The organism is Aidingimonas halophila (assembly GCF_900106955.1).
Lineage (GTDB): Bacteria > Pseudomonadota > Gammaproteobacteria > Pseudomonadales > Halomonadaceae > Aidingimonas > Aidingimonas halophila.
In genome coordinates, this window is record NZ_FNNI01000004.1 from 221153 (window position 1) to 244228 (window position 23076).

Consider the following 23076-nt stretch of genomic DNA (forward strand, 5'->3'; position numbering starts at 1 on the left):
TCCGGGAAGTGATCAGGGGGACCGGCGGGTCAGAAACATGGCGTCGCCATAGCTGAAGAAGGCATAGTGCCGATCGACCGCTTCACGATACGCTTCCATCACGGTGGCATGCCCGGAAAACGACGACACCAGCATCAGCAGCGTCGATTCCGGGAGATGGAAATTGGTGATCAGCGCATCGACACAGCGCCATTCATAGCCCGGATAGATAAAGATATCGGTATCGCCCTGGAACGGCGCGATATCCCCGTCAGGCGCATTCATGGCTGCCGTTTCAAGACACCGGACACTGGTCGTCCCCACGGCGATGACGCGACGCCCGGCGGCTTTCGTCCGTTGAACCTTGGCGCAGGTGGCCTCATCGACCTCCAGCCATTCGCTGTGCATGTCGTGCTCGCGTATGTCATCGACACGAACCGGCTGAAAGGTTCCGGCCCCGACATGCAGGGTCACGAATGCGCTTTCCACCCCCTTGGCCGCGAGTCGTTCCAGCATCGGTTCATCGAAATGGAGGCCGGCGGTCGGTGCGGCCACGGCGCCGTCACGACGCGCATAGACGGTTTGATAACGATCGCGATCACTGGTCTCATCGGCCCTGTCGATGTAAGGCGGGAGCGGCATATGTCCATGACGCTCGAGCAGTTCGATCATGGGGGTGTCGCCCAGGAAGCGCAACTCGAAGAACGCCTCGCGGCGAGCCTCGACCACCGCATGGATATCGCCCTCGAACATCAGTTGCGTACCGGGTCTGGGGGCCTTGCTGGCGCGTAGATGCGCCAGTCCACGGTGCGTGTCGAGGGGACGCTCGAGGAGCATTTCCACCTTGCCGCCACTGACCTTGTGGCCATGCAGGCGCGCCGGGATGACGCGAGTATCGTTGAACACCAGCAGGTCGCCAGGTGCCAGCAGGTCAACCAGATCCGGAAAACGGCGATGTGCCAGCTCTCCGCTGGGGCCATCGACGCACAGTAGACGGCAGTCGCTGCGTTGCTCCGATGGATAACGGGCAATCAGCTCTTCGGGAAGGTCGTAATGAAAATCGGCACGCTGCATCGATATCGGCTCGGGTTAACGTGGCTGGACCTTGGCATGAGCAGTCCATTTTACAGGCGCCATAGGATACGCGTTCCTGACCGTAAAGTCAGGCCGCGTGCCGTGTCTTTTTCCATGATCGAAAGACGATTATTGACCTGTGGCCTCGCCTACGTATAATTCACATCCGCCGCCCGGGTGGCGAAATCGGTAGACGCAGCAGATTCAAAATCTGCCGCTGGCAACAGCGTGTCGGTTCGAGTCCGACCCCGGGCACCAAGTAACCTACGAACCCAATAACCATGGGATTCATCGGGTTATGGGCCGTGATCAGACCCTGTGGTGTGACACTTCGGTGATCCACTTCTGAGGTTTGATATGCCCTACGGAACCTACCTGATACGTAATCGTCACCATTCGAATTGGTATGCTCGGATCGTCATCCCTCATGGCCCTCCGACATGCTTATGCTCAAAGACGAGAGTTCCGGAAGCCTCCATAGCTGTAGATCTTCGATCTGCGTTGTGGTGGCTCTGCCTCCACTTGAATCGTCCCGGGTATTCTAGACACCCGTCAGGCTCTGGGTATAACGCCGTTCGTACTCGACAGGTGACAAGCCATTGCTCGTGCCGTGACGGCGCCTTGGGTTGTAGAACATCTCGATATAGTCGAACACATCGCTCCTGGCGGTTTCCCGAGTCGAATAGATCCGGCGCTTGATGCGTTCTCGTTTGAGGAGCTGGAAGAAGCTTTCGGCAACGGCATTGTCATGGCAGTTACCTCGATGGCTCATGCTGCCCTCCAGGTGATTGACCTTCAGAAAGCTCTACCAGTCCGTACTGCTGAACTGGCTGCCCTGATCCGAATGCACCATGACAAGTCCTTGGGGCTTGCGCCGCCAGACGGCTGACAGCAAGGCATCCAGGGCCAGGTCGGTGGTCATTCGTGGCTTCATCGACCAGCCCACGACCGACCTGCCGAGAGAACAAGTCGATAACCACCGACAGGTAGAGCCAGCCTTCGTGGGTGTGGATGTAGGTGATGTCGCTGTATCCGATCATTCCGGCAATGGTTTGAAGACCGCACTGGTGCTGTAAGCCGGCCTCAATCTGGTATCGTTGTCGTTGGGTTAGTTGTTGGTATCCCATCTGCACTTCACTGTGGTCGGTAAAGGCGATGAGGATACCGTCGACGGCCCTCTTACCTCTACCGGCTCACGCCAAAGTGCTGCAGTTAGTGCGCCAGGCAAAGCCTGGCCATCCGGGAACTCTTCCAGTGGAGAGCAGAAAGGATGGAGTGAAACCCAGTGGGTGAGAGTCCCACCCGGCCAAGGCTAGCCACCAGCCGGTAGCGAGTGTTGCGTGGTGTCGGGCAACCGACACTGCGAAGCGTACACAGCGAGTGAGCAGGCCGTGTGATTGAGCACCGAAATGACTAATACCGTGGTCGCCGACAGTGTTAACTGACTGGAAGGCAATACCGAATCATCGTTGAGGCTGGGTGAGACGGGGCCGCCGGTGTCAAAGAGCAGGGCATGTTCATACAAGGGTTTCCCAGGAACCTGGGAGGCCCGCCTTTCTCCCCCGAAAGGCAATGATTCAGGCGCGGGGCTGCCTGCGGCGAAAGCTCCCGGTCTGGTGCTGTAGTACCTGATGGCATCGGAAGCAAACTGACGGGTACTCAGGGGGTACGGCAAGGCGATTACAAGGAGCCAGCCGGACGGAAGGACGGGAGTCGGAGTCGCTCATAGTACCGATGAAGGCGGGGAACCGGCTCGACGGGACCCGGTGGAGGGAAGGGGCGGCCAATTATCAGGCCCGCAGGAGGGACACATGGCAGGTGCTCAGGAACCTGGAACCATGTACACGAAACAAGTGCGGATAGCAGCGCTGGCAGGGCGCTTCCCGCAGCGTGCTTTCACGTCACTGGCCCATCACCTCGATGTCCAGTGGCTGAAGACGGCCTACCTGATGACGCGCCGAGACGGCGCCGTCGGGATCGATGGCCAGACGGCGGACGACTTCGCGCGCGACTTCGAGGCCAATATCCAGCGCTTGCTGGAGGCAGCCAAGAGCGGTCGTTACCAGGCGCCGCCAGTTCGGCGTGTCCATATCCCCAAGGGAGATGGTCACGCCACACGGCCGATCGGCATTCCTACCTTCGAAGACAAAGTCTTGCAGCGTGCTGTGGTGGCTCTGCTGGAACCGCTTTATGAGCATGATTTTCTGGACGGCTCGTATGGCTTCCGGCCAGGTCGCTCGGCACACCAGGCGATACAGACGGTACGGGATGGGCTGATGTCGATGGGAGGCGGCTGGGTGATCGACCTGGATATCCAAGCCTTCTTCGATACGATCGACCACCAGCACCTGCGTGCGTTTCTACAGCAACGAGTGAAGGACGGTGTGATCCTGCGTTTGATCGGCAAGTGGCTCAAGGCTGGGGTACTGGAAGCCGGGCAGTGGCAGAAAGGTGAGATAGGCAGCCCGCAAGGGGGTGTGATATCCCCGTTGCTGGCGAACGTCTACCTCCACTATGTGCTGGATGAGTGGTTTGAGAACGACGTCAAACCGCGCCTGCGAGGACAGACATTCTCGGCGAGGTTCGCCGATGATGCTGTGCTGGCATTCAGCAACGAAGCCGATGCCCGCAAGGTGCTGGAGGTGTTGCCCAAGCGCTTCGCGCGCTTCGGGCTCACCCTGCACTCAACCAAGACCCGCCTGGTGCGGTTTCGGCCACACCGTGAGAAACGCGCTGAGACCTTCGACTTTCTGGGGTTCACCCACTATTGGGGTAAATCTCGGTACGGTCGGATGGTCATTAAGCGGAAGACTGCCAAGGGGCGGCTCCAGCGAAGCCTTAGGCGAATTGCTCTGTGGTGCCGGTGGAACCGTCATCTGCCGATTCGTGAGCAGCATAGGCGGTTAAGAAGCAAGGTGCAGGGGCACTATGCCTACTATGGCATCCGGGGCAACATGCGGTCGCTGCGGTCGTTTCGCCAGCATGTGACGGAAACCTGGATTAGGTGGTTGAGGCGGCGATCCCAGAGAGCATATTTCTCATGGGATAAAGCTTCCCAACTACTTAGCTTGTTGCCACTGCCACCTGCTCGGATCATGCAGAGGTGTTGAGCCTTCAGCAAAACTGATGATTGAGGAGCCGGGTGCGTCAATCGCGCATGCCCGGATCTGTGGGGGGCCGGGACGAGCAATCGCCTGGTCTACCCGACTTATCTGAATCCATGGGAGTTTGAAAAGTTTTTGGCTTAATATAATATTGAAATGTTATGATACTATATAAGCAACATTAATTTTTGACGAACAATACATGGTGAATATTTATGCGACAAGTAGATGAGCTTTTTAAAGCTTCTGCGTCAAACCTGAGTGAGACTATGACGAGTCATAGCGGTAATGCTGGATTTAAAATCCCAGAATACCAGAGGAATTATGATTGGAGTAAAGAAAAAGTAAAGCGACTCATGGAGGATTGTTTGAATGGGTTTTATTATCTTTCAAGATCAAAAGAGGATACTCCTTTTACCTTTTTGGGAACCATAATACTAGTAACTGAAAAGTCAAAAGAGTCATCTTTTGATGGGACTTCACTTGCGGTTGTGGATGGCCAGCAGAGGTTAACTACATTGGTTCTTATTTGTTGTGCCTTAATTGAAAAAATTGTAGAGGTGTCCAATGATACACACGAGCTTAGCCCAAAGACAAAATCTTGGATAGATAATGAAGTTGAATTTCATAGAGAAGTTCTATTTCAATGTACAACCGGTCAACTTCAAGGGAGAGGGCAAAGCTTCCCCTTTCCTCGGATCGTAAGAGATGGAGATTCAAGAGCTCGATCGCATCACGACTCTGAGTATAGGTCCATGATATCGCATATATTGTGGGAGTTTGCAAAATTTTATAGAGAAGAGATACCAAAGTTTGAAATTCCGAGCCGATCAGATAAAGCAAAACATGAGCGTATAAGTTCAAATTATAATTATATTAAAGAGCAACTTTCTCTGATTCTATATAATGGGGACGAGGAAGCAGCAGATCTTGAGAGTGAAGTTTTTGGGGCAGGCAGTTTTAAGGTTAGGGCAGTTAAAGAGTTCTTTGAAAAAATAGGTGTATTTAGTGAGGACTCGGAAAGGGATAGGGCGCTTGATGAAATTTCCAAATCTGATTCCGTAGCGGGGCTTATAAGGTTAGTTCTTTTTTCTTCCTATTTGACTCAGGCGGTCGTCATTACAAGAGTCGAAACTGACGACGAAAATGCGGCGTTCGATATCTTTGATGCGTTAAATACTACAGGAGAGCCTCTTACTGCATTGGAGACCTTTAAGCCGAAAGTTATACAGTATGAAAATAGAGCTAGCGGCTATAATGGTTCGGTTAGTCAGCAGGATTTTGAGAGAATCGATGGATGTATAGATGAAGTTTTTGTTGACCCAACTAAAAAGCAAAAAGAAACAAAAGAAGTGTTGGTATCCTTTGCGTTATTTTTGGTTGGCGAAAAGCTTCCATATGATTTAAGTTTACAGCGAAATTTTCTGAGAGCTAGATTTGATAGTATTCCCGATGAAGAGAGCCCGCGTTTAAGGCGTAGATTCGTTGACTCTATAGCAGATATTTCTGAATTTCGAGCAAGATATTGGCATTCAAAGGGAATAGATTCGTTGAATTCGTTTCATGGCGAACGAAATGTAGACGTTATCAAGCTGTGTTGTTCTTTTATAGCTGATACTGGTACTAGCCTCGCAATCCCAATAATTGCTCGGTACTGGACTCAATACAATAGAGATGGCGATGAAGATCAGTTCGTCAGGGCATTAAAGGCTATTACGGCATTTCTTCTTTTGCGAAGGAGCGTTACTGGTGGTACCGGTGGGATCGATACAGAATTAAGAAACATAATGGAGAAAAAGCCTAATTTTGGTGGTGATCCTTTATGTACTGGGATAAAGCATGATCATAAGCTTTGGGGTGTGGAAAATCTTAAGAAAGAATTGCGGTTGTCACTTGGAAAAACCAAGCTTGGCATTGTAGACAAAGAAAGTTGGGTTAATAAAGCACGATACGTGCCGTTGGCAAATCATTCTCGAGCAATTTGTCGGTTTTTGTTGTTTTCTGCTGCGCATAACTCTCGGGAAAGTTCGAGTCATTCTGGTCTTCTGACAAGAGAGGAAGTTAGGCCAAGCGATGAACTTGATTTTATAAATTATGATATATGGCGATCTGAAAAGTATGCTACCGTGGAACACGTTGCGCCGGATTCAGACTCTGGCTCCGGATGGGATGATGGGATTTATAGAGAGCCTTATTTGAGGCATACAATTGGGAACCTTGTGCTTTTACCTCAAAAAGAGAATTCGAGCGTAGGAAACGCGAGCTGGCCAAAAAAGAAACTCTTCTACTCTGCATTAGTGGCAAAAACGGATCCCGAATTGAATGAAGCGCTTGCGCGGGCGAGAAAAGAAGGGTTCCAGTTTAAAAAGAAGACAGAAGATTTGTTGTCGAATGGTAGCAGGCTTCATATGTTAGATGCTGTTAATAAGGTTGATGAATGGAATGAGCAGTTTATAGAGGAGAGAAACTGTAATACGTTAAATCGGAGTTGGGAGGTAATAGGCCCATGGCTTGGTTATGACAGCTAATATTTATGGCCATGGGTAATGGTTAGATCATTTATGGCAGGCTAAACAACCTTTCGCCTGTCCATAAAGGTCATCTATGTCTATGGGCTCTTCGTCAGGCCTGAGTGGGTTTGTTTGTTTTTTGTCTCGCATGCGCTGAAGTCGTTTTTCGTGATCAGCTTTGATTTGTTGAATTCGTTCAGGTTGTGAAAGTTCTTCTAGAGATTCCCCTTGCGTCCAAGTGAAGGGGGAGCCATTTTCTACAGCGGTTTTTTCGTATTGCTTGGCCTCTTCGAATTTGTCGGGATGTTCTTCCATAAGTCGCACCCATTCGATCTTCTGTTGGTAGAAACAGAAGGTGCAGCCACTCCGCGAGCGCCAGGAGTAGTATTTCGGCAGGCCCAGTCCAGAGGCGTCAAGGATCTCCATTACGCCAGCTTTGTCGATGGCGTTATCTTTGAAAGGTAGGTGGACCTGGAGGTTTTTTTGCTTAGCGTTGTAGCCTTCACGGTATTCCTCGTCAGCACGGATGGCCACGTAGCTGTGTACCAAGGTGCCTTCGTCCAAGTAGGGCTTAATCCATTGTTCAAAGGGTCTTAGTTTGAGTTGCCTTGTGCACCATCGAGTCTGTGGCGACGGCAAGAATTGGTTGTACTGCTTCAGCCAATAGTCAAAGTCCCGGTCTGGGTTAAGACGTAAAATGGGCTTCCCCAAGAAACCTTCAAGTTGGCCTAGAAACTCATAAACCTCAGGAAGCTCTTTACCGGTGTCAGTAAAGAAATACTCGATGTCTAGATGCGGGTAGTTTTGGCGCATAAAAACTGCTAACGCGGCGCTGTCGCGACCACCGGAGAGGCCGAGTACGTGCTTTTCACTCTGTGTCATAGTTTAATACCTCCGGCATTTGACATTGTCCGGACTCGCCAACGACTTCGGTTTCCATGTACCGGCTACTCAGTTCGGCAAGGGCGGCTAGGATGATGCTACTCTTCGCTGGTTGGCTTGATTTGAGTGTTTGGTCTAGTTGGTCAATAAGGTCATTAACGGTATCTTGTTCAGAGCTTGCTAGCTCAAACTCCTCTACCATCGGGGTAGGGCGGCCTTCCTTTGAGACCATAACAGCCATTGATTGACGCCTATTTGGACGTCCCTGGACCCTTGCAAACGTCTCAGTCCTTAAGAAACGCTGGGCGAGATCGGTAATTTCGATGGCACCTCTATCAAGGTCCGCATCAACCCAATCTCTTGCAGGCTTGTTAGCCGCAAGGCTTGCAATACTTTCAACGTCACCATCAGTGCCTGTAAACCCGGCTAGTCGTGTGATAAAGGCATCCAGGCGGAAATCGCCTGATATCTGTTGGATGTTGGTCGCTCGGTCTCGCAAATCGGATAAGGCTTGGGCTGAATCATTAGGTACTTGTAGCTCTGCCAACATGTTTTCACGGAGGCGGTTAAGCATCTTTGTATAAGCATTTGTAAGCTCAGTTAGCCCTTCTTGCACCAATCCAACAATGCGGTCAACTTCTGAATCATCTGCAAGGTCGAAAGAGCCTCCAGTGAGGGCCGGTAAGTCATTGAACAAAAGTTTGTTGGGATCACTGGCGTGCTTGAAGACATGGCGAATTTGGGCAGCATTTGCCGATAAGCGAGCGGTACGCTTCGTCCACGTAGGCAAACGGTCAAATATGGAAATCAGGCACCTAGCAACATCTATAGGCGCTGCGCCAGAAACCGTTTTTTCCTGGTTGAGCGTCTGAGCGGTTTCGGCCATTCCTGATAACAAACGTTTTGAAACTTGCGTTAAATCCATCCAGCGAAGTTGAATGCTGTCTGGATCTTTAGCGAGGTAGTCTACATCCAAATCGGAGAACTGAGCAAGAAAGATCCCCTCACGGTAAAAGGCTAGTTGGTGCCGCATGGATAGGATGAACGCGACACTGAGAATCGGCATCAATCCTTGTTTAACTCCGTACGGCGATGCGACCCATCGCTCATGGATCTCCTTCACTGAAACTGAGCGGTGAGATTCCTCCTTTAAGAAGGATTCGGCCCTATCCCACAATGGTTTGATATTGGCTGGATCGTCAGTAACTCGCGGGTCTACAAAACCAAGTTTTTCATTTTGATTATTGTGTAGGCGTGTGCTTTCCAAAAGCGATTCGTAAAGTCCACCTTCTGCCGGATACCCAGTAATGCCAAGGCGTTCTTCCTTTTCATGTTGCGTCATCCGGCGCAGAAGCGCGTTTTGAGCAGCAATCGCACTGCTAGATGGTTTGGTGCGGTTGACGAGTTCGTTCAGGATTTCCGGCGACTGATCGTATTTTCTGTCGGCGATCTTAGAGGCTAGAGCCGACAACCCGCTTTGCGTTAGCGTTATTGCTCGCTTCTCGTAGCGAAACCACTCCGCACCTTCCAGTGTACAGCTTAGTTCGTGTTCAAGCTGGTTTTGCAGTGAAATGAGGCGTGCGTCTACTTCTCGGCGAGCGACTTCATCCCCTTGCAGCTCAGTTCGCTCGTCACGGACCTTTTGAAGAGCCTCGAGTTCCATCCCCATCCGCTTAATAGCCCAGGCATGACGCGAAAGGCCAACCACGATGTTGCCATTGGGAGCTTTTTTGGCAGCTTCTCTGCACGTCTTCCGCGCCTCCGACTCATCCTCGTTTGCTGTTGGAATGGCTACGAGGAAGAGTCCGACTGTTTCTTCTGTCTCTTTAAACTGCTTAGCCGTAGAAGTTAACGCGCTGATTGAGCCAAGCTTGACTTCAAACCAGCGCAACGCGCCGGTTCGATGGTAATGACGTTTAGCTATGACGGGCTGGATGCCAGCAAGCTTTTTTAGCGTCTCAAAATTGACATCGTGAACGTCTTCCAGGGCTGTATTGACGGCTTCGTCGATATCAAAATCACTGCCCGCATAAATGCCGTAAGCGCCAAGATGTTTTCGGTAGATGATTAAGGCGCCTGACTTCAATCCTTCTAATGCGTCACTTACCTCACTCTGCGGAGTGTTTACTACTGTTTGCAGAAGAGCGTAGCTTGGAAAAAGCCCTGATCGCTCCCTGAAAAGATCAAGAAGTGCGATCGTTTTTAGCAGTTTGAGTTGAAGGTAAGACCCTCCAGTTGCCTCGCACCGATCAACGGCTTCTGCAGCCATGGCCCACCGATGTCCGTCGGGTGACGCTAGAATGGAGGGCTCAAGATTCGTTCTTAGATATCCCCAGAGTAATTCAGGGCTATATAGGTCATTGGGGCCCGATGAGTTCAGGAAATCCTGAAAACCATTGGGCTCGGCTGAATTTAGGAATCCGAAAAGACTGCGTTGGTTCTGACCAAAACGTCTTCTAGAAATAGGGCCTAAAAGGCCTGCAACAACAGGGTGGAGAGGCCAACATTTCTCCAACGTGAGTGCCAGGTTTTCAGAAACGCCGGGCTTCTTATGCTTGATGCATTCGGCAACGGTTTTGGCTTGGTCCCCGGGTGCTGTTGGTGCGTGTTCTGAGCAGATAGCCCGTGCGAGTAGATCTATCTGCTCTTCCCCTGCTGTATTAACGGCAAGATCGACAAAACGCCCTTGAATTTTTGACCACTCTTCGCGGATTTCTCTGGAAAAGTGTCCAGCATATTCCTCAAAAGCTTGGTGAAGAATGCCGACAACGACCAAGCGACCTTGAGACCTTGATGAAAGCTCAGCAAGTTGTTGGAATAGGTGTATATCGGCGCCTTCCTGTGCAGCCGATTCTAAGAATTTCCCCATTTCATCAAGAAACAACACGAGGCCGTCGCGTATGTCTTTCTCCTCGGAGAGCTCACAGATAGTTTCGAGGACGTTTTTCTCATTCCACCCGGTTTCAGGAACGGGCGCGAGCAGGTTTTCTTTGAGTGCATCACCAACCACCTGGGCGGCTGTTTCGCGTCTGCCCACAACTGGGACAGATGTCCAACCTTTTCTCGAGACTTTGAAAGCTTTCCAGACAGTATGTGCCGTTTCTGACCCAACGGTTTTTCCGGCGACTTTTCGCTTATCCCTATTGGCATCGAGCAGGGCGCTTAGTGCGATTACAAGGCTTGATTTGCCGCTCCCATAAGGTCCAGTCCATGTGAAGGCGCACTGCCCGCTTTCAGCAACGTGTTGGCTCATGCTCCGCAAAACTTCAACGGAGGATGCCGGGCAAACAAAACCTGTTAGTGCATCAGGCTCATTGAGGTCGGAGTCGATACGGATTGCCCGCTGAAAACGCTGTGAGACATAAACCTGGTTAGACAAAGCCATCACGCCACCTTCCTCTTGTTATTTGGATAGTCCCGATCGATCCATTCCTCACAATCTTCCAGGTCTAGCTTTTCTGACCGGACTAGCTGCTTAAGTCCTGCTGTTTCAGACCATTTCAGCTGGCCATTGGTTTGTTCTTCTAGATTGCTCAGGCGGTCTGCTAATGCATCTTCGGTGAGGAGGAAAACCCTTCCAGGAGACCCTGGGTAATGGGCTAAAGCCTCGAACGAAAGCGTTTGCGCACTAGATACTCGGCGCCAAAAATCGAGTATCGAGTAGATGAAGACGCCATCCCCGAGCGTTGGTTTAGGGCCACGTACAAGGCGAAAGCCGCTATTTTTACCGATCGCCTTAATAAGGCCTAGCTCGGTGAGCGGGCATTCAAGGCTATCCTCTAAGGTTTGCTTCTGTGTGATTGGGCGCGCCGCATAAGTGCGAACGAAGCACTCAACATCTCTCTTAATAGTCGCTTGTGAGCTAATACCCCAGTTGCGGTCTCGCGCGAACTTTGTGAGATTTTCGACTAGCTGCTGACGTTCAAACTGATTGCCCGCAAAGTGGTTGAAGAACCAAAACCATGTGGTTTTTTCTGCCGAACTAGCGAGTTTCCAGTGAATAAGCCACGCAGTGGAGGGGAACTCCATGAATGGGTCTAACCCATTGTTGTCAAAAATTTTTTCCCCAATTTCCGTGGGCGCAATACCATTGCCTTTTCCGCCCCCCTGAACCATGCCACACTGCCTTGCCCAATGGCGCATGGCGATGACCATGTTTTTGCCTACACCAAACTTGGCAATCGCCCCTGCATCGTAAAATATGGACCGTTCGTGATCTTCGTTTAGGTCTTCAACGACTGCGTCATATGCCTTTTTCAGCCATCCGTAGCGTAACGGGAAAGTTTCGTGGCCGGAGAACTGCGGAGTGTAATCGGATTCTTCGAGTGGACTTCCTTGCATGGCTCCCCCTGGAGTATTGTTCCAGGTAGACAATAACGGCCTGAACCTTTATCGTCAACGGGAATGCTGGATGTATAAACAGCTATTCTTATCTGGCGACTTCATCCAGGAGAAAATAATGAGGGTTGGTAGCACGATTTACATGGACTATCAGGCAACGACTCCGGTCGACAAGCGCGTTGTTGAGGCTATGAGGCCGTATTTTGAAGAATCGTTTGGCAATCCTCACTCCTCCGACCACATCTTGGGTTGGCGTTCTCAGCAGGCGATAGAGTCAGCTCAGGCTCAAATTGCACACTCCATTGGCGGTGATCCAGATGAGATCTTTTTTACCTCGGGTGCCACGGAAGCAAACAACTTAGCGGTGCTTGGTCTATCTAAGGGGCAGGAGTGCAGCCGAGATCGTATCTTGGTTAGTGCTGTAGAGCATAAGTGCGTCCTATCGGCCGCACGTGCTGCGGAGACTGATTACGATATGCAAGTGGATCAAATTCCCGTTGATACTAAAGGGCATATTGATCTAGCCGCGCTGGACAGCATGCTCGATTCGGATGTGCTGCTTGTCTCAGTGATGGCCGTTAATAACGAAATTGGCACCGTACAGGATCTGGATTCGATTGCGGAAATTGTTCATAAATACGGAGCACTTTTTCATAGCGACGCAGCTCAGGCCCTGGAAGCGCTAGATATTGATGTGCGTGCGACCGGGATTGATCTGATGAGCTTGTCGGCTCATAAGGTTTATGGGCCGAAAGGTATAGGTGCACTCTATGTGGCGCGCGAAAGCATAGGAAGACTGAGGCCTATTATTCAAGGTGGCGGACAACAGTTGGGCGTACGCCCTGGAACGGTGCCAACGCCTCTTTGTGTAGGTTTTGCGAAGGCCATCGAGTTGTGCGGGGATCATGGGGAAAGAGAGCGTCAGCGCTGGTTGAATAACTGGTTTGTAGAAAGGTTGCGTGATGAAGGTGTAGTCGTAGAGGTTAACGGCTCGTCACTGAACCAGCGTCACCCCGGCAATATCAATATCTGTTTTGATGGAGTGGATGCTCATAGCTTCTTAGGTTCCTTGCAGCCATTCGTGTGCGCCTCAACAGGGTCAGCTTGCACTAGCGGCATCATTGAGTCTTCTCATGTTCTGGCGGCAATTGGAGTACCGGAAGAAAAGGCGTCTTCAGCCGTTAGGTTTAGTATCGGAAGGTACTCTGATCAATCGCAACTTGATGAGGTTGTACAACACATAAGTGCCGCCGTTTTCGAGTACGAGCCTGGGGCATGCTGTAGTCGCAGTAGGGACTCGAATGATATGTAGTAATCTAAATCCTCGCCTAGCTCGCCGGAGTGCAAGTCTTCAGTGGTGGCTCGGTATTTGCCGTCAACCTGATGTTCCTGATGGTTAAGTTGGTTCTGTTCGGGCTGCGCTCACTGTTCTTTGCCTGAGTGGCCTCTTTTCAAAACGGAAGCGTTTCGAGAGTCCCGTGTTGAGTCCAGTTGATCACCATACCTAGGATGCTTCTATGTCTGTCAAGCTGCCATTTCACGACTCTCGAGCAATTTAAACAAGCGTCTGGCCAGGTAGCGCTTCAGGCAACGGCGGATTTCTCGATCGCTTTTGCCCTCGGTGACACGCCGCGTCACGTACTGACGCGTTTCTTCATGGTAAGTGGATCGATTAAGCACGATGGTGTGCAGGGCACAATTGAGTGCTCGATCGCCATGTCGGTTGAGCCGGTATCTCACCACCTGACCGGATGAGGCGGGGATCGGCGCTACGCCGGCCAGCATGGCAAAGGCCGTCTCGGAACGAAGACGACCGGAGTGTGACCACGCGATCAGAATCTCAGCGGCGGTCAATGGGCCCACGCCTGGCTCGTCCAGCAGCTCCGGCGCCATCTCCCTGACCCATAGTTCGATCTGTGACTCCAGGTCATTGGCCTCGGTCTCCAGGGCCATGACCGTACCGCGATGCTCGATGCCCTGCTGGGCTGTCGTGCGTAGGCGTGCACAGCGGACGATCAGCGCATTGGTGTCCAGTGGATGCAATTGATGCCGCAGTGGCGTGGCAGCGGTCACTACCAGCGACTTGAGGTGACACACCGCACGGCTCTTGGCCTGTACAGCGCCGTGACGAGAGCGCACCAGCACACGGACAGCCTCGCGCATCCCTCGGCGCCGCGGCTGGGCCAGGTAGGGACGGCTGAGCGCCTCACGAGCCGCACGCGTGGCGTCGAGCTCATTGCTCTTGGCGTCGTTGCGGCGTGCCGGACGTCTCGGGCGATCGATTTCAGCGACGCATTCGGCCTTCTCCAGCAGGAAGGTGGTTAATCCGTTCCATAGATACCTGAGCGCTCAATGGCCCATAGGCGCGTGCTGGCGAGCGAACTGGAGCAAGCACTTGGCACCAAACGCATCAGTGGCCAGGGTGATGGTATGAAGTTCGGCACCATTGCGATCGACGATGGACGCGGTATGAGAATGCTTGTGCGTGTCGCCCCCGATGATGAAATCAATCGTTGCTGAATTCTTGGGCATGACGGCTCTCCCGGCATACGATGAAACCGGTGTCGGTCTGGGATGAAGCACCGCACGGCGAGACTGTAATGGGCCACACCCCTCGGGTTGGGCAGGCTTCTGATCGAGCCATGTTACGGTGGTCAGGCCGACACCCTTCCAACAGGGCAGACATATCCTGCGCAAAGGCGCTGCTGATGAATCAGGAGGCCAATGAGTTTTTGAGTCATGCCCTGTCTTCCAAAGTCAGCCTGGCAAGAGGTCCCTGATTCAGCGAGGGACAACTTGAGAATTACAATGGGTTTTCCTGCCTTAGGCTGTTCGCGCAAGCATTGAGCTGACTCCAGTGTTTTCGTACCTCTTTATCCGTGTCGGTTTTGTGGTCGATGATTCAGTAGCCGGTGTCGGTCTCTGCGAGCAGGTCAATTACGCCACTTCCGGTTTGGTCTAGTTAGTTCTGAGCCAGAATCGAGCATTCGCAGTGGGCGTGGGTTATGCTTAGCTGCTCACGCAGGGCCTACTCCAGTGCTGTCAGATGTTTGCGGCATAGGTTGTTCTTCCATTCCTCCTGGAGTTGCTTGACCACCAATGCCAATGCGCGGTCAATGATTTCAGGGGTTTCCAGGTGCGTTTGGTTGCTGAGAATAATGCCTGCGCGGTTCAGCGCACTCTCCAGACGCTCACCATAGCTGCTGCTCTTTGGAATCACCACGGCGGCGTGCCTCGGGACTGCCCTTCATGGCATGATGCGTTCTTCTGTCTGATGGTTGGGTGAGAGTCACATGCCGTTTTCTCTGTGGTTGTCGCTGGCCGCGGTCTGTGCCATGGGCGCTATCTCACCGGGGCCGAGTCTGGCCGTGGTGTTGCGTCATACCCTGGGGGGAGGACGGCTGGCGGGCGTGAGTGCGGCGCTTTCCCACGCCTTGGGTGTCGGCCTTTACGCCCTGTTGACCGTATGGGGGCTGGGTGCCCTGATTGCACGCCAACCCATGCTGTTCCAGGGGATCACCTGGGCCGGTGCATTCTACCTGGCATGGCTGGGTATCAAGGCTCTCAGGGCGGGGCGGAGCGATACGTTGACACCCCATGGCATCGCAGAAACCCGACAGTTGGCTGCACGCGAAGGCATGTTGGTGGCGCTGGGCAATCCCAAGCTCATCCTGTTCTTCGTGGCGTTGCTGAGTCAGTTCGTCAGCCCCGACATGAGTGTGGCTGCCAAGGCGCTGATCGTTGTCACTGCCATGGTGATCGATGGCGGTTGGTATACTCTGGTGGCCGTCGGATTATCACATTCGGCGGTGCTACCGTGGCTACGAGCACATTCCCACTGGATCAACCGGGCCACGGGGGTCTTGTTGGTTGGCCTGGCCGTTCGCGTATTGATCGGTTAGCCGGTTCGGTGAATTCCTGCGCAATGGCAACTCGTCGTTCCTCGGATCGCGATGAACGGGTCACGCTTTCATGGCGTGATGCGGGAGAGAATCGCGTCCAATGGCACCTCCGTCGGCAGGTTGCCGTAGACAGGACTGCTCGCCATGCCCAGCCGTGACTGGCAAAACGCATGGCCGATCGCTCGGGGGGCGTGACGCAGCAGTAGTGACGCCTGAAGCGCTTGGGCCAGTCGTTGTGTCAGCCAGCGTGCACGTTGCTCCAGGATGTCGGGTGCGGCCCCTCGGAGGCGTGACAGTTCCTCGATGGTTCGGTCGTAGTCCGGATCCATGCCGCGTGCAGTGTCCAATTCCTGCATGACAGCGTCGATACTGGCGGGATGGCGAGTCAGTACACGCAGCACATCGAGACAGATGACGTTGCCCGACCCTTCCCAGATCGAGTTGACCGGAGCCTCCCGGTACAGGCGAGCCAGCGGCGTCTCCTCCACATAACCGATACCGCCCAGACACTCCATGGCTTCGGCCATGAAACCGGCGTTGCGCTTGTTGTGCCAGAACTTGGCCAGCGTCGGCAGCAGGCGAGCCAGGGCCATTTCATGGGCATCGTCCGGGGAGTCGAAGGCACGGGCCGTACGCATGACGAGGGCCAGGCTGGCCTCGACCTCCAGTGCCAGATCCGCGATCACCATACGCATCATCGGCTGATCGGCGAGTCGTTGGCCGAATACGTGCCGCTGCTGGGCATGGTGCCATGCTTCCAGCAGGGCCTGGCGCATCATGCCTGCCGGTGCGGTGGCGGCATCCAGTCGTGTCTGCTGCACCATTTCCAGAATGGTGGCGATGCCTCGGTCCGGAGCGCCAACCGCCTGGCACCAGGCCTGACGGTACTCGATCTCGGCCGAGGCATTCGATCGGTTACCGCATTTATCCTTGAGGCGCTGGATCTCGATCGCGTTGCGATGGCCATCCGGCGTGAAGCGGGGGACCAGGAAACAACCCAGGCCATCGTCAGTCTGCGCCAGGGTCAGGAAGGCGTCGGACATTGGCGCACTGCAGAACCATTTATGGCCGGTCAGTCGGTAGCCGTTGCCCGCGTCGGGACTAGCCATTGTGGTCGCGGCACGTACATCGCTGCCGCCCTGTTTCTCGGTCATTGCCATGCCCATGGTGATCGCCGACTTATCGGCCGCGGGCAGCGGGCGATTGTCGTAACCCCAGGCCAGCAATTTCGGGGCCCACTCGGACAGCACATCAGGCTGGTGACGGAGTGCCGGCATGGCGGCATGCGTCATCGTGAAAGGGCAACAGACGCCGGGTTCCACCTGAGTGAGCAGGTACAGTGCCGCGATATGGGCTTGATGCCCGCCGTTGGCTTCTTCCTGCCAAGCGACGGCATGCCAGCCATTGTCGAAGGCCAAATGCATCAGCGAGTGGTAGGCGGGATGATAGCGAACCTCGTCAAGCCGACGGCCGTAGCGATCGAATAGCTGGAGTTCGGGCGGATAGCGATTGGCCAGCTCCCCCAGTGTCTGCATGGCCGTACTGCCGACATCGGCACCCAAAGGAGCCAGTCGCTGATCAACCCAAGTGGGGGCGTCGCGAGTCAGTGCCTCCTGAAGCGGAATATCCAGTGCCAGAAAGTCAAGGTCACCGGTCGGGGCCGGTTGGTTCGTGACGGTATGGGTGGCGAGTCGGCAACGCGCGGTATCGTGGGTCATGATGATCGCTCCGATCAGGCACTGTGTTGAGCATGGGGCGCTGGTGTCGGCGGGTCAATGTCGATCATGCAGCGACACGATGAATCCGATGTCGTTTTGGCTGGCGACTTGAGGCAAGTCATGGCATCGTGACATGTCAGGAAAGGGAATACAGCGTTGCCATGCTGAATTACGATCTCGATTGCCATACCCATAGCGGTGAACCGTTCAACCTGGGCGCGTTGCGTGGACAGGTGTTGTTGATCGTCAATGTTGCCAGTCGTTGTGGTTACACGGCGCAACTGGCGGAACTCGAAACGCTCTATCAGCGGTATCGGGATCGGGGGTTCACTGTTCTGGGGTTTCCGTGCAACCAGTTTGCCCGTCAGTCGCCGGAGTCGGCCAGTGCCTTTTGCCAGTTCGGCGAGCGGGAGTACGGTGTGTCGTTCCCGTTGATGGAAAAGGTGCGGGTCAATGGACCGCAGGCGCATCCGCTGTTCGTGCAGTTACGCGAACAGGCTCCGGGCGTTCTGGGAACGACCTTGATCAAATGGAATTTCACCAAGTTTCTGGTAGGGCGTGATGGGCAGGTCATTCGACGCTTCGGCCCCCGTGTCGCCCCGCGTGAGATTCAGCTCATTCTGGAAGACGCGTTGGATGCCCCGTTTTCTCCCTGAGGGAGCCGTGTCGGCTATTCCGACAGTGTCCTGCGATGCGCCATCACGCGATGCATCAATTCGTTCCAGCGGTGGCGGGTCATCATCGTCGTGAGACCCGAGAACAGTAGCCAGCACTTGCGTCGCCAGCCTTTGAGCCGGAGGTTGTGGGCGACGAGTTGTCGCATCAGCTTGTGATCGTCGAACGCGCGCCATTCACTGGCCACCGACATTTGATGGCGCGATAGTACCGGGGCGAGCTCCAGACGGAATATCCACTCCAGTTCGTCCAGGCTGAGATCGTGCCGCTCTATGACCTCGACCATACGCTGATAGTCGGTCTCGCGGGGTTCGCGATCAAGCCAGAGTGGGGCCAACGCGAGCCACAGTTCGCCGCGTTCGTCGACCAGGGTTTGGGCGTCCATGGCGTTCTCCTCTCATCTCGGCGGGTGATGCCGATTGACTGCCGCCATGGTCGGCCAAGGCGCTGTTTGGCTCAAGGGGCGGACACATTTCCAGTAAGCCGCTAGAATATCGGCAAATCATGGCACTAATCGAGGTTATTCGTGATCATCAAACCCAAGGTCCGCGGTTTCATCTGTACCACGACCCATCCCGCTGGTTGTGAGAAGAATGTGCTCGAGCAGATCGAAACGACCCGTGCGCGGGATTTCGATCGGGAAAACGGCCCCAAAAAGGTGCTGGTCATTGGTGCATCCAGTGGCTATGGGCTGGCTGCCCGCATTACGGCAGCCTTCGGCTATGGTGCCGACACGTTGGGCGTTTTCTTCGAAAAGCCGGGAACCGAGAAACGCCCGGGGACGGCGGGTTGGTACAATGCGGCCGCCTTCGACAGGTTCGCCAAGGCCGATGGAATCTACAGCAAGTCCATCAATGGCGATGCCTTTTCGCATGAGGCGCGGGACAAGGCGATCGAATTGATCAAGCGTGACATGGGGCAGGTGGATCTGGTGGTCTACTCGCTGGCGTCGCCGGTTCGCAAGCTGCCTGATAGCGGCGAGGTCAAGCGCTCGGCGCTCAAGCCGATCGGGGAGACCTACCGCGCGACCGCCATCGACACCAACAAGGACACCATCACCGAAGCGGAAGTCGAACCCGCCACAGACGAGGAAGTCGCCGACACGGTCACGGTGATGGGCGGAGAAGACTGGGAACTCTGGATCAATGCTCTGGATGATGCCAGGGTGCTGGCGCCGGGAGCCCGTAGTGTGGCATTCAGCTATATCGGTACCGAGATCACCTGGCCCATTTACTGGCATGGCGCGTTGGGCAAGGCCAAGGAAGATCTCGACCGGGCCGCGGGCGAGATCGACGCCAAACTCAAGCCGCATGGCGGTGGTGCCAACGTGGCGGTGCTCAAATCGGTGGTGACGCAGGCCAGTGCCGCGATTCCTGTCATGCCGCTTTATATCGCCATGGTCTACAAGGTAATGAAGGAGCAAGGCCTGCACGAGGGCACCATCGACCAGCTCAACCGTCTGTTCGCTGAACGGCTGTACGGTGGTCACTTCGAGACCGACGAGGCCGGACGCCTGCGACTCGATGACTGGGAATTGCGTGATGATGTCCAGCAGGCCTGCAAGGAACTGTGGCCTAAAGTCACGACAGACAACCTCTACAGCATCACTGACTATGCCGGTTACAAGCATGAATTCCTCAAGTTGTTCGGCTTCGATCGTGACGATGTCGACTACGACGCCGATGTCGATCCGGTAGCGACATTCGACGTCGAGGAGATTTGACCCCGATAGATGTCGGCTTGCATTGATGCGTCAGGGTTTATCATCGATGGTTCAGCGCTGCGGCACGCCGCTGTCGTGTCCGCGGCGATGACGTATGATGGAACCTCGCATCCGAATCACCACGAGCCTTCATGATCGATACGGCAACCTCGATGTCGGGACGGTATACCCCACGCCATGTGGGGTTCGTGCTGTTACCCGGGTTTTCACTGCTGGCGCAGGCATGTGCCATGGAGCCGTTGGCGGTGGCGAACCAGTTGGCGGGAGCGCGTCTTTACTCTTCCGCAAGCTTTGCCCTCGATCCCCAAGCCGTGAAAAGCATGGCCGAGGCGTCGCTGGTGCCTCAGCACAATCTGGTTGGCGATACGCCATCAGTGTCCGACACGTCGCTGGACATGGTACTGGTGTGCGGTCCCAGTCCGCTGCCGCCACTCGACCTCGAAGGCTTGAGAAGTTGGCTCCAGCGCCTGGCCGGTCGCGGTATCGTATTGGGAGGCATTGCCGGCGGTACCGAGGTACTGGCCTGTGCCGGTGTACTGGACGGCTACCGGGCGACGCTGCCCTGGCAGCGTTTCGATGCGTTCGCCTCCGACCATCCCCGGGTGACACTGTCACAGCAACTCTTCGAGATCGATCGCGACCGACTGACGTGTGGTGGCGGCACGGCCTCCATGGACATGATGATGACGTTGATCGGTCATCATCATGGACAGCCCCTGGCCGAGCGGGTGTCTGAGCACTTCGTGCTGGAACGCATCCGGATGGCCGATGAGCCGCAGCAGGTCTCGCTGCGTTCGCGTCTGGGGCATGCCCCGCAAAGTCTTCATGATGCCGTGTCGTTGATGGAGGCCAACATCGAGGAGCCGCTGACGACCCATGAACTGGCGGAACATCTGGGGATTTCACGGCGCCAGCTCGAGCGGCTGTTCAAGAAGTATCTGAAGGCCGTACCGAGCCGCTACTACCTGGATATTCGGCTTCAGCAGGCGCGCAAGCTGCTGCGTGACAGTGATCGGCCGGTTGGCGATATTGCGTTGCAAACCGGTTTTTCGTCCGGCGCCCACTTCTCGACCGCCTATCGGAATCATTATGGCATCACGCCACGTGAGGAGCGGCTCGCCTGAGGCGTTTACAAGAGTGGCCTAGTCGGGCGTGCGTCCCTTGTGGGCAACGATGGCGCGAAAGACCGATCCCATCATGACGGGCATATCCTGAGTGATGACGAACCCCGCGTTTTCTAGGAGTGGTCGTGCCTGGCGGGTGATATCCGTGGCAATGGCGGTGGTCAGGAGATTCAGCATACGTCGCCCCTGGCTTGCCGGGGTGTCGTCGTTCTGAAACTTGTCCATGACACACAACTGTCCATCGTCACAGAGTACCCGATTGGCCTCCTGTAGCCCGCGTTCCGGATGCGCCATCACGGCGAGCACCAAATGCATGATGACGACATCGAAATGACCGTCCGGATAGTCCAGGTGTTCGGCATCCATGACCCTGGCAAAGGCATCGAATCCCAACTGATCGGCTCGTGTTCGGAAACGTTTGACCATGGCGCTGCACAGATCGGTGCCATGCAACTCGATATCCCGCGGCATGTAAGGGAGATCGAGTCCTGTGCCGGCGCCGACGATCAGCACCCGTTGGCCCGCCGACCAGTCGATCCCGCGAAGTGAACGGCGTCGGGCACGCCGGAAAAGGCGGTCGGCAACCAGGTCATAGACCGGCGAGTATACTGTGTAGCGCCAACGGTTCCAGGCGGTGGTGTTGATCATCTCGCATGCCTCGCTACGTCATGACCCGAAGTGTAGTCTAACCGCTTTTCATAATTCGTCGTCCCATTACTGAAAGTCCCGCCCGACGACGGCCCCTATACTCAGTTGATCGAATCAGTCCCACAGGATGGAGTGCAACATGAGCGATTCCCCGACCCGCAGCGATTTCGACCGGTACATGGCGCCCAATTATGCGCCGCAGCAGGTGATCCCGACGCGAGGCAAGGGTAGCCGACTCTGGGATCAGGCCGGCAATGAATACATCGATTTCGCCGGCGGAATCGCGGTCAATGCCCTGGGGCACTGTCATCCGGTACTGGTCGAGGCGCTGGAAACACAAGCCAATACGCTCTGGCATCTCTCCAACGTCTACACGAACGAGCCGGCGTTGCGGCTGGCGAAGTGTCTTGTCGAGCGTACCTTCGCCGACAAGGCTTTCATGTGCTCGTCCGGTGGCGAGGCCAATGAGGCGGCTCTCAAGCTGGCGCGTCGCTATGCCCATGATCACTATGGAGCGCAGAAGGACAAGATCATCTCGTTCCATCAATCCTTCCACGGCCGGACCCTGTTTACGGTCAGCGTCGGTGGGCAGCCCAAGTACTCGCAAGGGTTCGGTCCGATACCGGGCGGTATCTTCCATGCCGAGTTCAACAATCTCGACAGCGTGCGGGAGCTGGTCGGCGACGATACCTGTGCCATCATCGTCGAGCCGATGCAAGGTGAAGGGGGAATCGTGCCCGCCGACCCCGGTTTCCTGGCGGGGTTGCGTGAATTATGCGATCAGTATCAGGCATTGTTGATCTTCGATGAGGTGCAGACCGGTGTCGGCCGCTCCGGATCGCTCTATGCCTATATGGAGTACGGCATCACGCCGGATATCCTGACCAGCGCCAAGGCGCTCGGTGGTGGTTTCCCGGTGGGGGCAATGCTGGCTACCGATGATGTCATGGCATCATTCTCCGTCGGGACGCACGGTTCCACTTATGGCGGTAATGCGCTGGCCTCTGCCGTGGCTCTGGCGGCGGTGGAATACATCGACACCCCCGAGGTACTGGCCGGCGTCAAACAGCGTCATGACCTGTTCCGGGAACATCTCGAAGCGATCAATCGCCAATACGGAGTGTTTCAGACCATTCGCGGCATGGGACTGCTGATCGGTGCCTCGATGTCGCCGGCCTATGAAGGGCGGGCCAAGGATATTCTGCCGCTGGCGATCGATGAGGGACTGATGGCGTTGATTGCCGGTCCCAATGTACTGCGTATGGCGCCGTCACTCGTGATCCCCGAAGCCGACATCCACGAGGGTATGGCGCGTCTCGAGCAGGCGATCGCCCGTTTCGTGGCGGAGACATGAGCGTGGCGAGGAGCGACGCTGACCTGCAACCGACGACAAGAG

Annotated in this window: 18 protein-coding genes, 1 tRNA gene and 1 pseudogene; 9 read left to right on the forward strand and 11 right to left on the reverse strand. The window is 54.9% G+C overall.

The features are described from left to right. Positions 1-12: 12 nt before the first annotated feature. Complete coding sequence (gene queA, locus BLW01_RS09250; RefSeq protein WP_092569229.1) at positions 13-1053, reverse strand: tRNA preQ1(34) S-adenosylmethionine ribosyltransferase-isomerase QueA; 1041 nt, start codon at positions 1051-1053, stop codon at positions 13-15. 171 nt (positions 1054-1224) lie between these two features. Between queA and BLW01_RS09255 the strand changes: the two genes are divergently transcribed. Then, positions 1225-1311: transfer RNA gene (locus BLW01_RS09255), tRNA-Leu, on the forward strand. 283 nt (positions 1312-1594) lie between these two features. On the opposite strand, the pseudogene BLW01_RS09260 reads toward BLW01_RS09255, so the two are convergent. Then, a pseudogene (locus BLW01_RS09260) lies at positions 1595-2081 on the reverse strand (IS3 family transposase); the annotation flags it as partial. Between the two features lie 810 nt (positions 2082-2891). On the opposite strand from BLW01_RS09260, the gene ltrA reads away from it, so the two are divergent. Continuing rightward, on the forward strand, positions 2892-4163 hold the full coding sequence (gene ltrA / locus BLW01_RS09265; protein ID WP_217635502.1) for a group II intron reverse transcriptase/maturase: 1272 nt from the start codon (positions 2892-2894) through the stop codon (positions 4161-4163). A gap of 209 nt (positions 4164-4372) precedes the next feature. Continuing rightward, entirely contained in the window at positions 4373-6685 is a 2313-nt protein-coding gene (locus BLW01_RS09270) for a DUF262 domain-containing protein (protein WP_092569231.1), read from the forward strand. 27 nt (positions 6686-6712) lie between these two features. Here BLW01_RS09270 and BLW01_RS09275 read toward each other — a convergent pair whose 3' ends face one another. From BLW01_RS09275 to BLW01_RS09285, 3 genes are read right to left on the reverse strand one after another with little or no spacing between them, the layout of a single operon-like run. Beyond that, on the reverse strand, positions 6713-7549 hold the full coding sequence (locus BLW01_RS09275; RefSeq protein WP_092569232.1) for a phosphoadenosine phosphosulfate reductase family protein: 837 nt from the start codon (positions 7547-7549) through the stop codon (positions 6713-6715). Beyond that, positions 7536-10934, reverse strand: coding sequence for a DUF6079 family protein (locus BLW01_RS09280; RefSeq protein WP_175529803.1), 3399 nt, complete (start codon positions 10932-10934; stop codon positions 7536-7538). The genes BLW01_RS09275 and BLW01_RS09280 overlap by 14 nt, the downstream gene beginning before the upstream one ends. Then, the gene (locus tag BLW01_RS09285) at positions 10934-11890 is read right to left on the reverse strand and encodes a DUF4007 family protein (protein WP_092569233.1); all 957 of its coding nucleotides are present in this window, start codon (positions 11888-11890) and stop codon (positions 10934-10936) included. The genes BLW01_RS09280 and BLW01_RS09285 overlap by 1 nt, the downstream gene beginning before the upstream one ends. Positions 11891-11960: 70 nt before the next feature. On the opposite strand from BLW01_RS09285, the gene BLW01_RS09290 reads away from it, so the two are divergent. Continuing rightward, positions 11961-13202 (forward strand): cysteine desulfurase family protein, encoded by a 1242-nt coding sequence (locus BLW01_RS09290; RefSeq protein ID WP_217635503.1) that lies wholly within the window; start codon positions 11961-11963, stop codon positions 13200-13202. Positions 13203-13414: 212 nt separating this feature from the next. On the opposite strand, the gene BLW01_RS18550 is transcribed toward BLW01_RS09290, so the two are convergent. From BLW01_RS18550 to BLW01_RS09300, 3 genes are all read right to left on the reverse strand, one after another. Next, positions 13415-14053 carry a transposase gene (locus tag BLW01_RS18550; protein WP_217635504.1) on the reverse strand — a complete coding sequence of 213 codons (639 nt, stop codon included), beginning with the start codon at positions 14051-14053 and terminating at the stop codon, positions 13415-13417. Positions 14054-14239: 186 nt separating this feature from the next. Continuing rightward, positions 14240-14422 (reverse strand): hypothetical protein, encoded by a 183-nt coding sequence (locus BLW01_RS18555; RefSeq protein ID WP_217635505.1) that lies wholly within the window; start codon positions 14420-14422, stop codon positions 14240-14242. Between the two features lie 496 nt (positions 14423-14918). Next, positions 14919-15113, reverse strand: a complete 195-nt coding sequence (locus BLW01_RS09300) for a hypothetical protein (protein WP_092569234.1) — start codon at positions 15111-15113, stop codon at positions 14919-14921. Between the two features lie 70 nt (positions 15114-15183). On the opposite strand from BLW01_RS09300, the gene BLW01_RS09305 reads away from it, so the two are divergent. Next, entirely contained in the window at positions 15184-15792 is a 609-nt protein-coding gene (locus BLW01_RS09305) for a LysE family translocator (protein ID WP_092569235.1), read from the forward strand. 68 nt (positions 15793-15860) lie between these two features. Here BLW01_RS09305 and BLW01_RS09310 read toward each other — a convergent pair whose 3' ends face one another. Continuing rightward, the gene (locus tag BLW01_RS09310; RefSeq protein ID WP_092569236.1) at positions 15861-17510 is read right to left on the reverse strand and encodes an acyl-CoA dehydrogenase family protein; all 1650 of its coding nucleotides are present in this window, start codon (positions 17508-17510) and stop codon (positions 15861-15863) included. Between the two features lie 161 nt (positions 17511-17671). Here BLW01_RS09310 and BLW01_RS09315 point away from each other — a divergent pair, with 161 nt between their 5' ends. Next, a complete protein-coding gene (locus BLW01_RS09315) occupies positions 17672-18166 on the forward strand; it encodes a glutathione peroxidase (RefSeq protein WP_092569237.1) in 495 nt (164 codons plus the stop codon). A 14-nt stretch (positions 18167-18180) separates the two neighbouring features. Here the strand turns inward: BLW01_RS09315 and BLW01_RS09320 are convergent, their stop codons facing one another. After that, the gene (locus BLW01_RS09320) at positions 18181-18570 is read right to left on the reverse strand and encodes a DUF7079 family protein (protein ID WP_092569238.1); all 390 of its coding nucleotides are present in this window, start codon (positions 18568-18570) and stop codon (positions 18181-18183) included. A 141-nt stretch (positions 18571-18711) separates the two neighbouring features. Here BLW01_RS09320 and fabV point away from each other — a divergent pair, with 141 nt between their 5' ends. Beyond that, positions 18712-19908 (forward strand): enoyl-ACP reductase FabV, encoded by a 1197-nt coding sequence (gene fabV, locus BLW01_RS09325; protein ID WP_092569239.1) that lies wholly within the window; start codon positions 18712-18714, stop codon positions 19906-19908. A 131-nt stretch (positions 19909-20039) separates the two neighbouring features. Beyond that, positions 20040-21032 (forward strand): GlxA family transcriptional regulator, encoded by a 993-nt coding sequence (locus BLW01_RS09330; protein WP_175529804.1) that lies wholly within the window; start codon positions 20040-20042, stop codon positions 21030-21032. Positions 21033-21050: 18 nt separating this feature from the next. On the opposite strand, the gene BLW01_RS09335 is transcribed toward BLW01_RS09330, so the two are convergent. Then, entirely contained in the window at positions 21051-21680 is a 630-nt protein-coding gene (locus BLW01_RS09335; protein WP_092569240.1) for a class I SAM-dependent methyltransferase, read from the reverse strand. Positions 21681-21819: 139 nt separating this feature from the next. Between BLW01_RS09335 and BLW01_RS09340 the strand changes: the two genes are divergently transcribed. Further along, positions 21820-23034 (forward strand): aspartate aminotransferase family protein, encoded by a 1215-nt coding sequence (locus tag BLW01_RS09340; RefSeq protein ID WP_092569241.1) that lies wholly within the window; start codon positions 21820-21822, stop codon positions 23032-23034. The last annotated feature ends 42 nt before the right edge of the window (positions 23035-23076 follow it).

What these genes read in the sequence shown, in the direction of transcription:
- queA (WP_092569229.1), bottom strand. Translation starts at nt 1,053, where the DNA reads ATGCAGCGTGCCGATTTTCATTACGACCTTCCCGAAGAGCTGATTGCC.
- ltrA (WP_217635502.1), top strand. Translation starts at nt 2,892, where the DNA reads ATGTACACGAAACAAGTGCGGATAGCAGCGCTGGCAGGGCGCTTCCCG.
- BLW01_RS09270 (WP_092569231.1), top strand. Translation starts at nt 4,373, where the DNA reads ATGCGACAAGTAGATGAGCTTTTTAAAGCTTCTGCGTCAAACCTGAGT.
- BLW01_RS09275 (WP_092569232.1), bottom strand. Translation starts at nt 7,549, where the DNA reads ATGACACAGAGTGAAAAGCACGTACTCGGCCTCTCCGGTGGTCGCGAC.
- BLW01_RS09280 (WP_175529803.1), bottom strand. Translation starts at nt 10,934, where the DNA reads ATGGCTTTGTCTAACCAGGTTTATGTCTCACAGCGTTTTCAGCGGGCA.
- BLW01_RS09285 (WP_092569233.1), bottom strand. Translation starts at nt 11,890, where the DNA reads ATGCAAGGAAGTCCACTCGAAGAATCCGATTACACTCCGCAGTTCTCC.
- BLW01_RS09290 (WP_217635503.1), top strand. Translation starts at nt 11,961, where the DNA reads ATGTATAAACAGCTATTCTTATCTGGCGACTTCATCCAGGAGAAAATA.
- BLW01_RS18550 (WP_217635504.1), bottom strand. Translation starts at nt 14,053, where the DNA reads ATGCGCGAGGCTGTCCGTGTGCTGGTGCGCTCTCGTCACGGCGCTGTA.
- BLW01_RS18555 (WP_217635505.1), bottom strand. Translation starts at nt 14,422, where the DNA reads ATGCCCAAGAATTCAGCAACGATTGATTTCATCATCGGGGGCGACACG.
- BLW01_RS09305 (WP_092569235.1), top strand. Translation starts at nt 15,184, where the DNA reads ATGCCGTTTTCTCTGTGGTTGTCGCTGGCCGCGGTCTGTGCCATGGGC.
- BLW01_RS09310 (WP_092569236.1), bottom strand. Translation starts at nt 17,510, where the DNA reads ATGACCCACGATACCGCGCGTTGCCGACTCGCCACCCATACCGTCACG.
- BLW01_RS09315 (WP_092569237.1), top strand. Translation starts at nt 17,672, where the DNA reads ATGCTGAATTACGATCTCGATTGCCATACCCATAGCGGTGAACCGTTC.
- BLW01_RS09320 (WP_092569238.1), bottom strand. Translation starts at nt 18,570, where the DNA reads ATGGACGCCCAAACCCTGGTCGACGAACGCGGCGAACTGTGGCTCGCG.
- BLW01_RS09330 (WP_175529804.1), top strand. Translation starts at nt 20,040, where the DNA reads ATGATCGATACGGCAACCTCGATGTCGGGACGGTATACCCCACGCCAT.
- BLW01_RS09335 (WP_092569240.1), bottom strand. Translation starts at nt 21,680, where the DNA reads ATGATCAACACCACCGCCTGGAACCGTTGGCGCTACACAGTATACTCG.
- BLW01_RS09340 (WP_092569241.1), top strand. Translation starts at nt 21,820, where the DNA reads ATGAGCGATTCCCCGACCCGCAGCGATTTCGACCGGTACATGGCGCCC.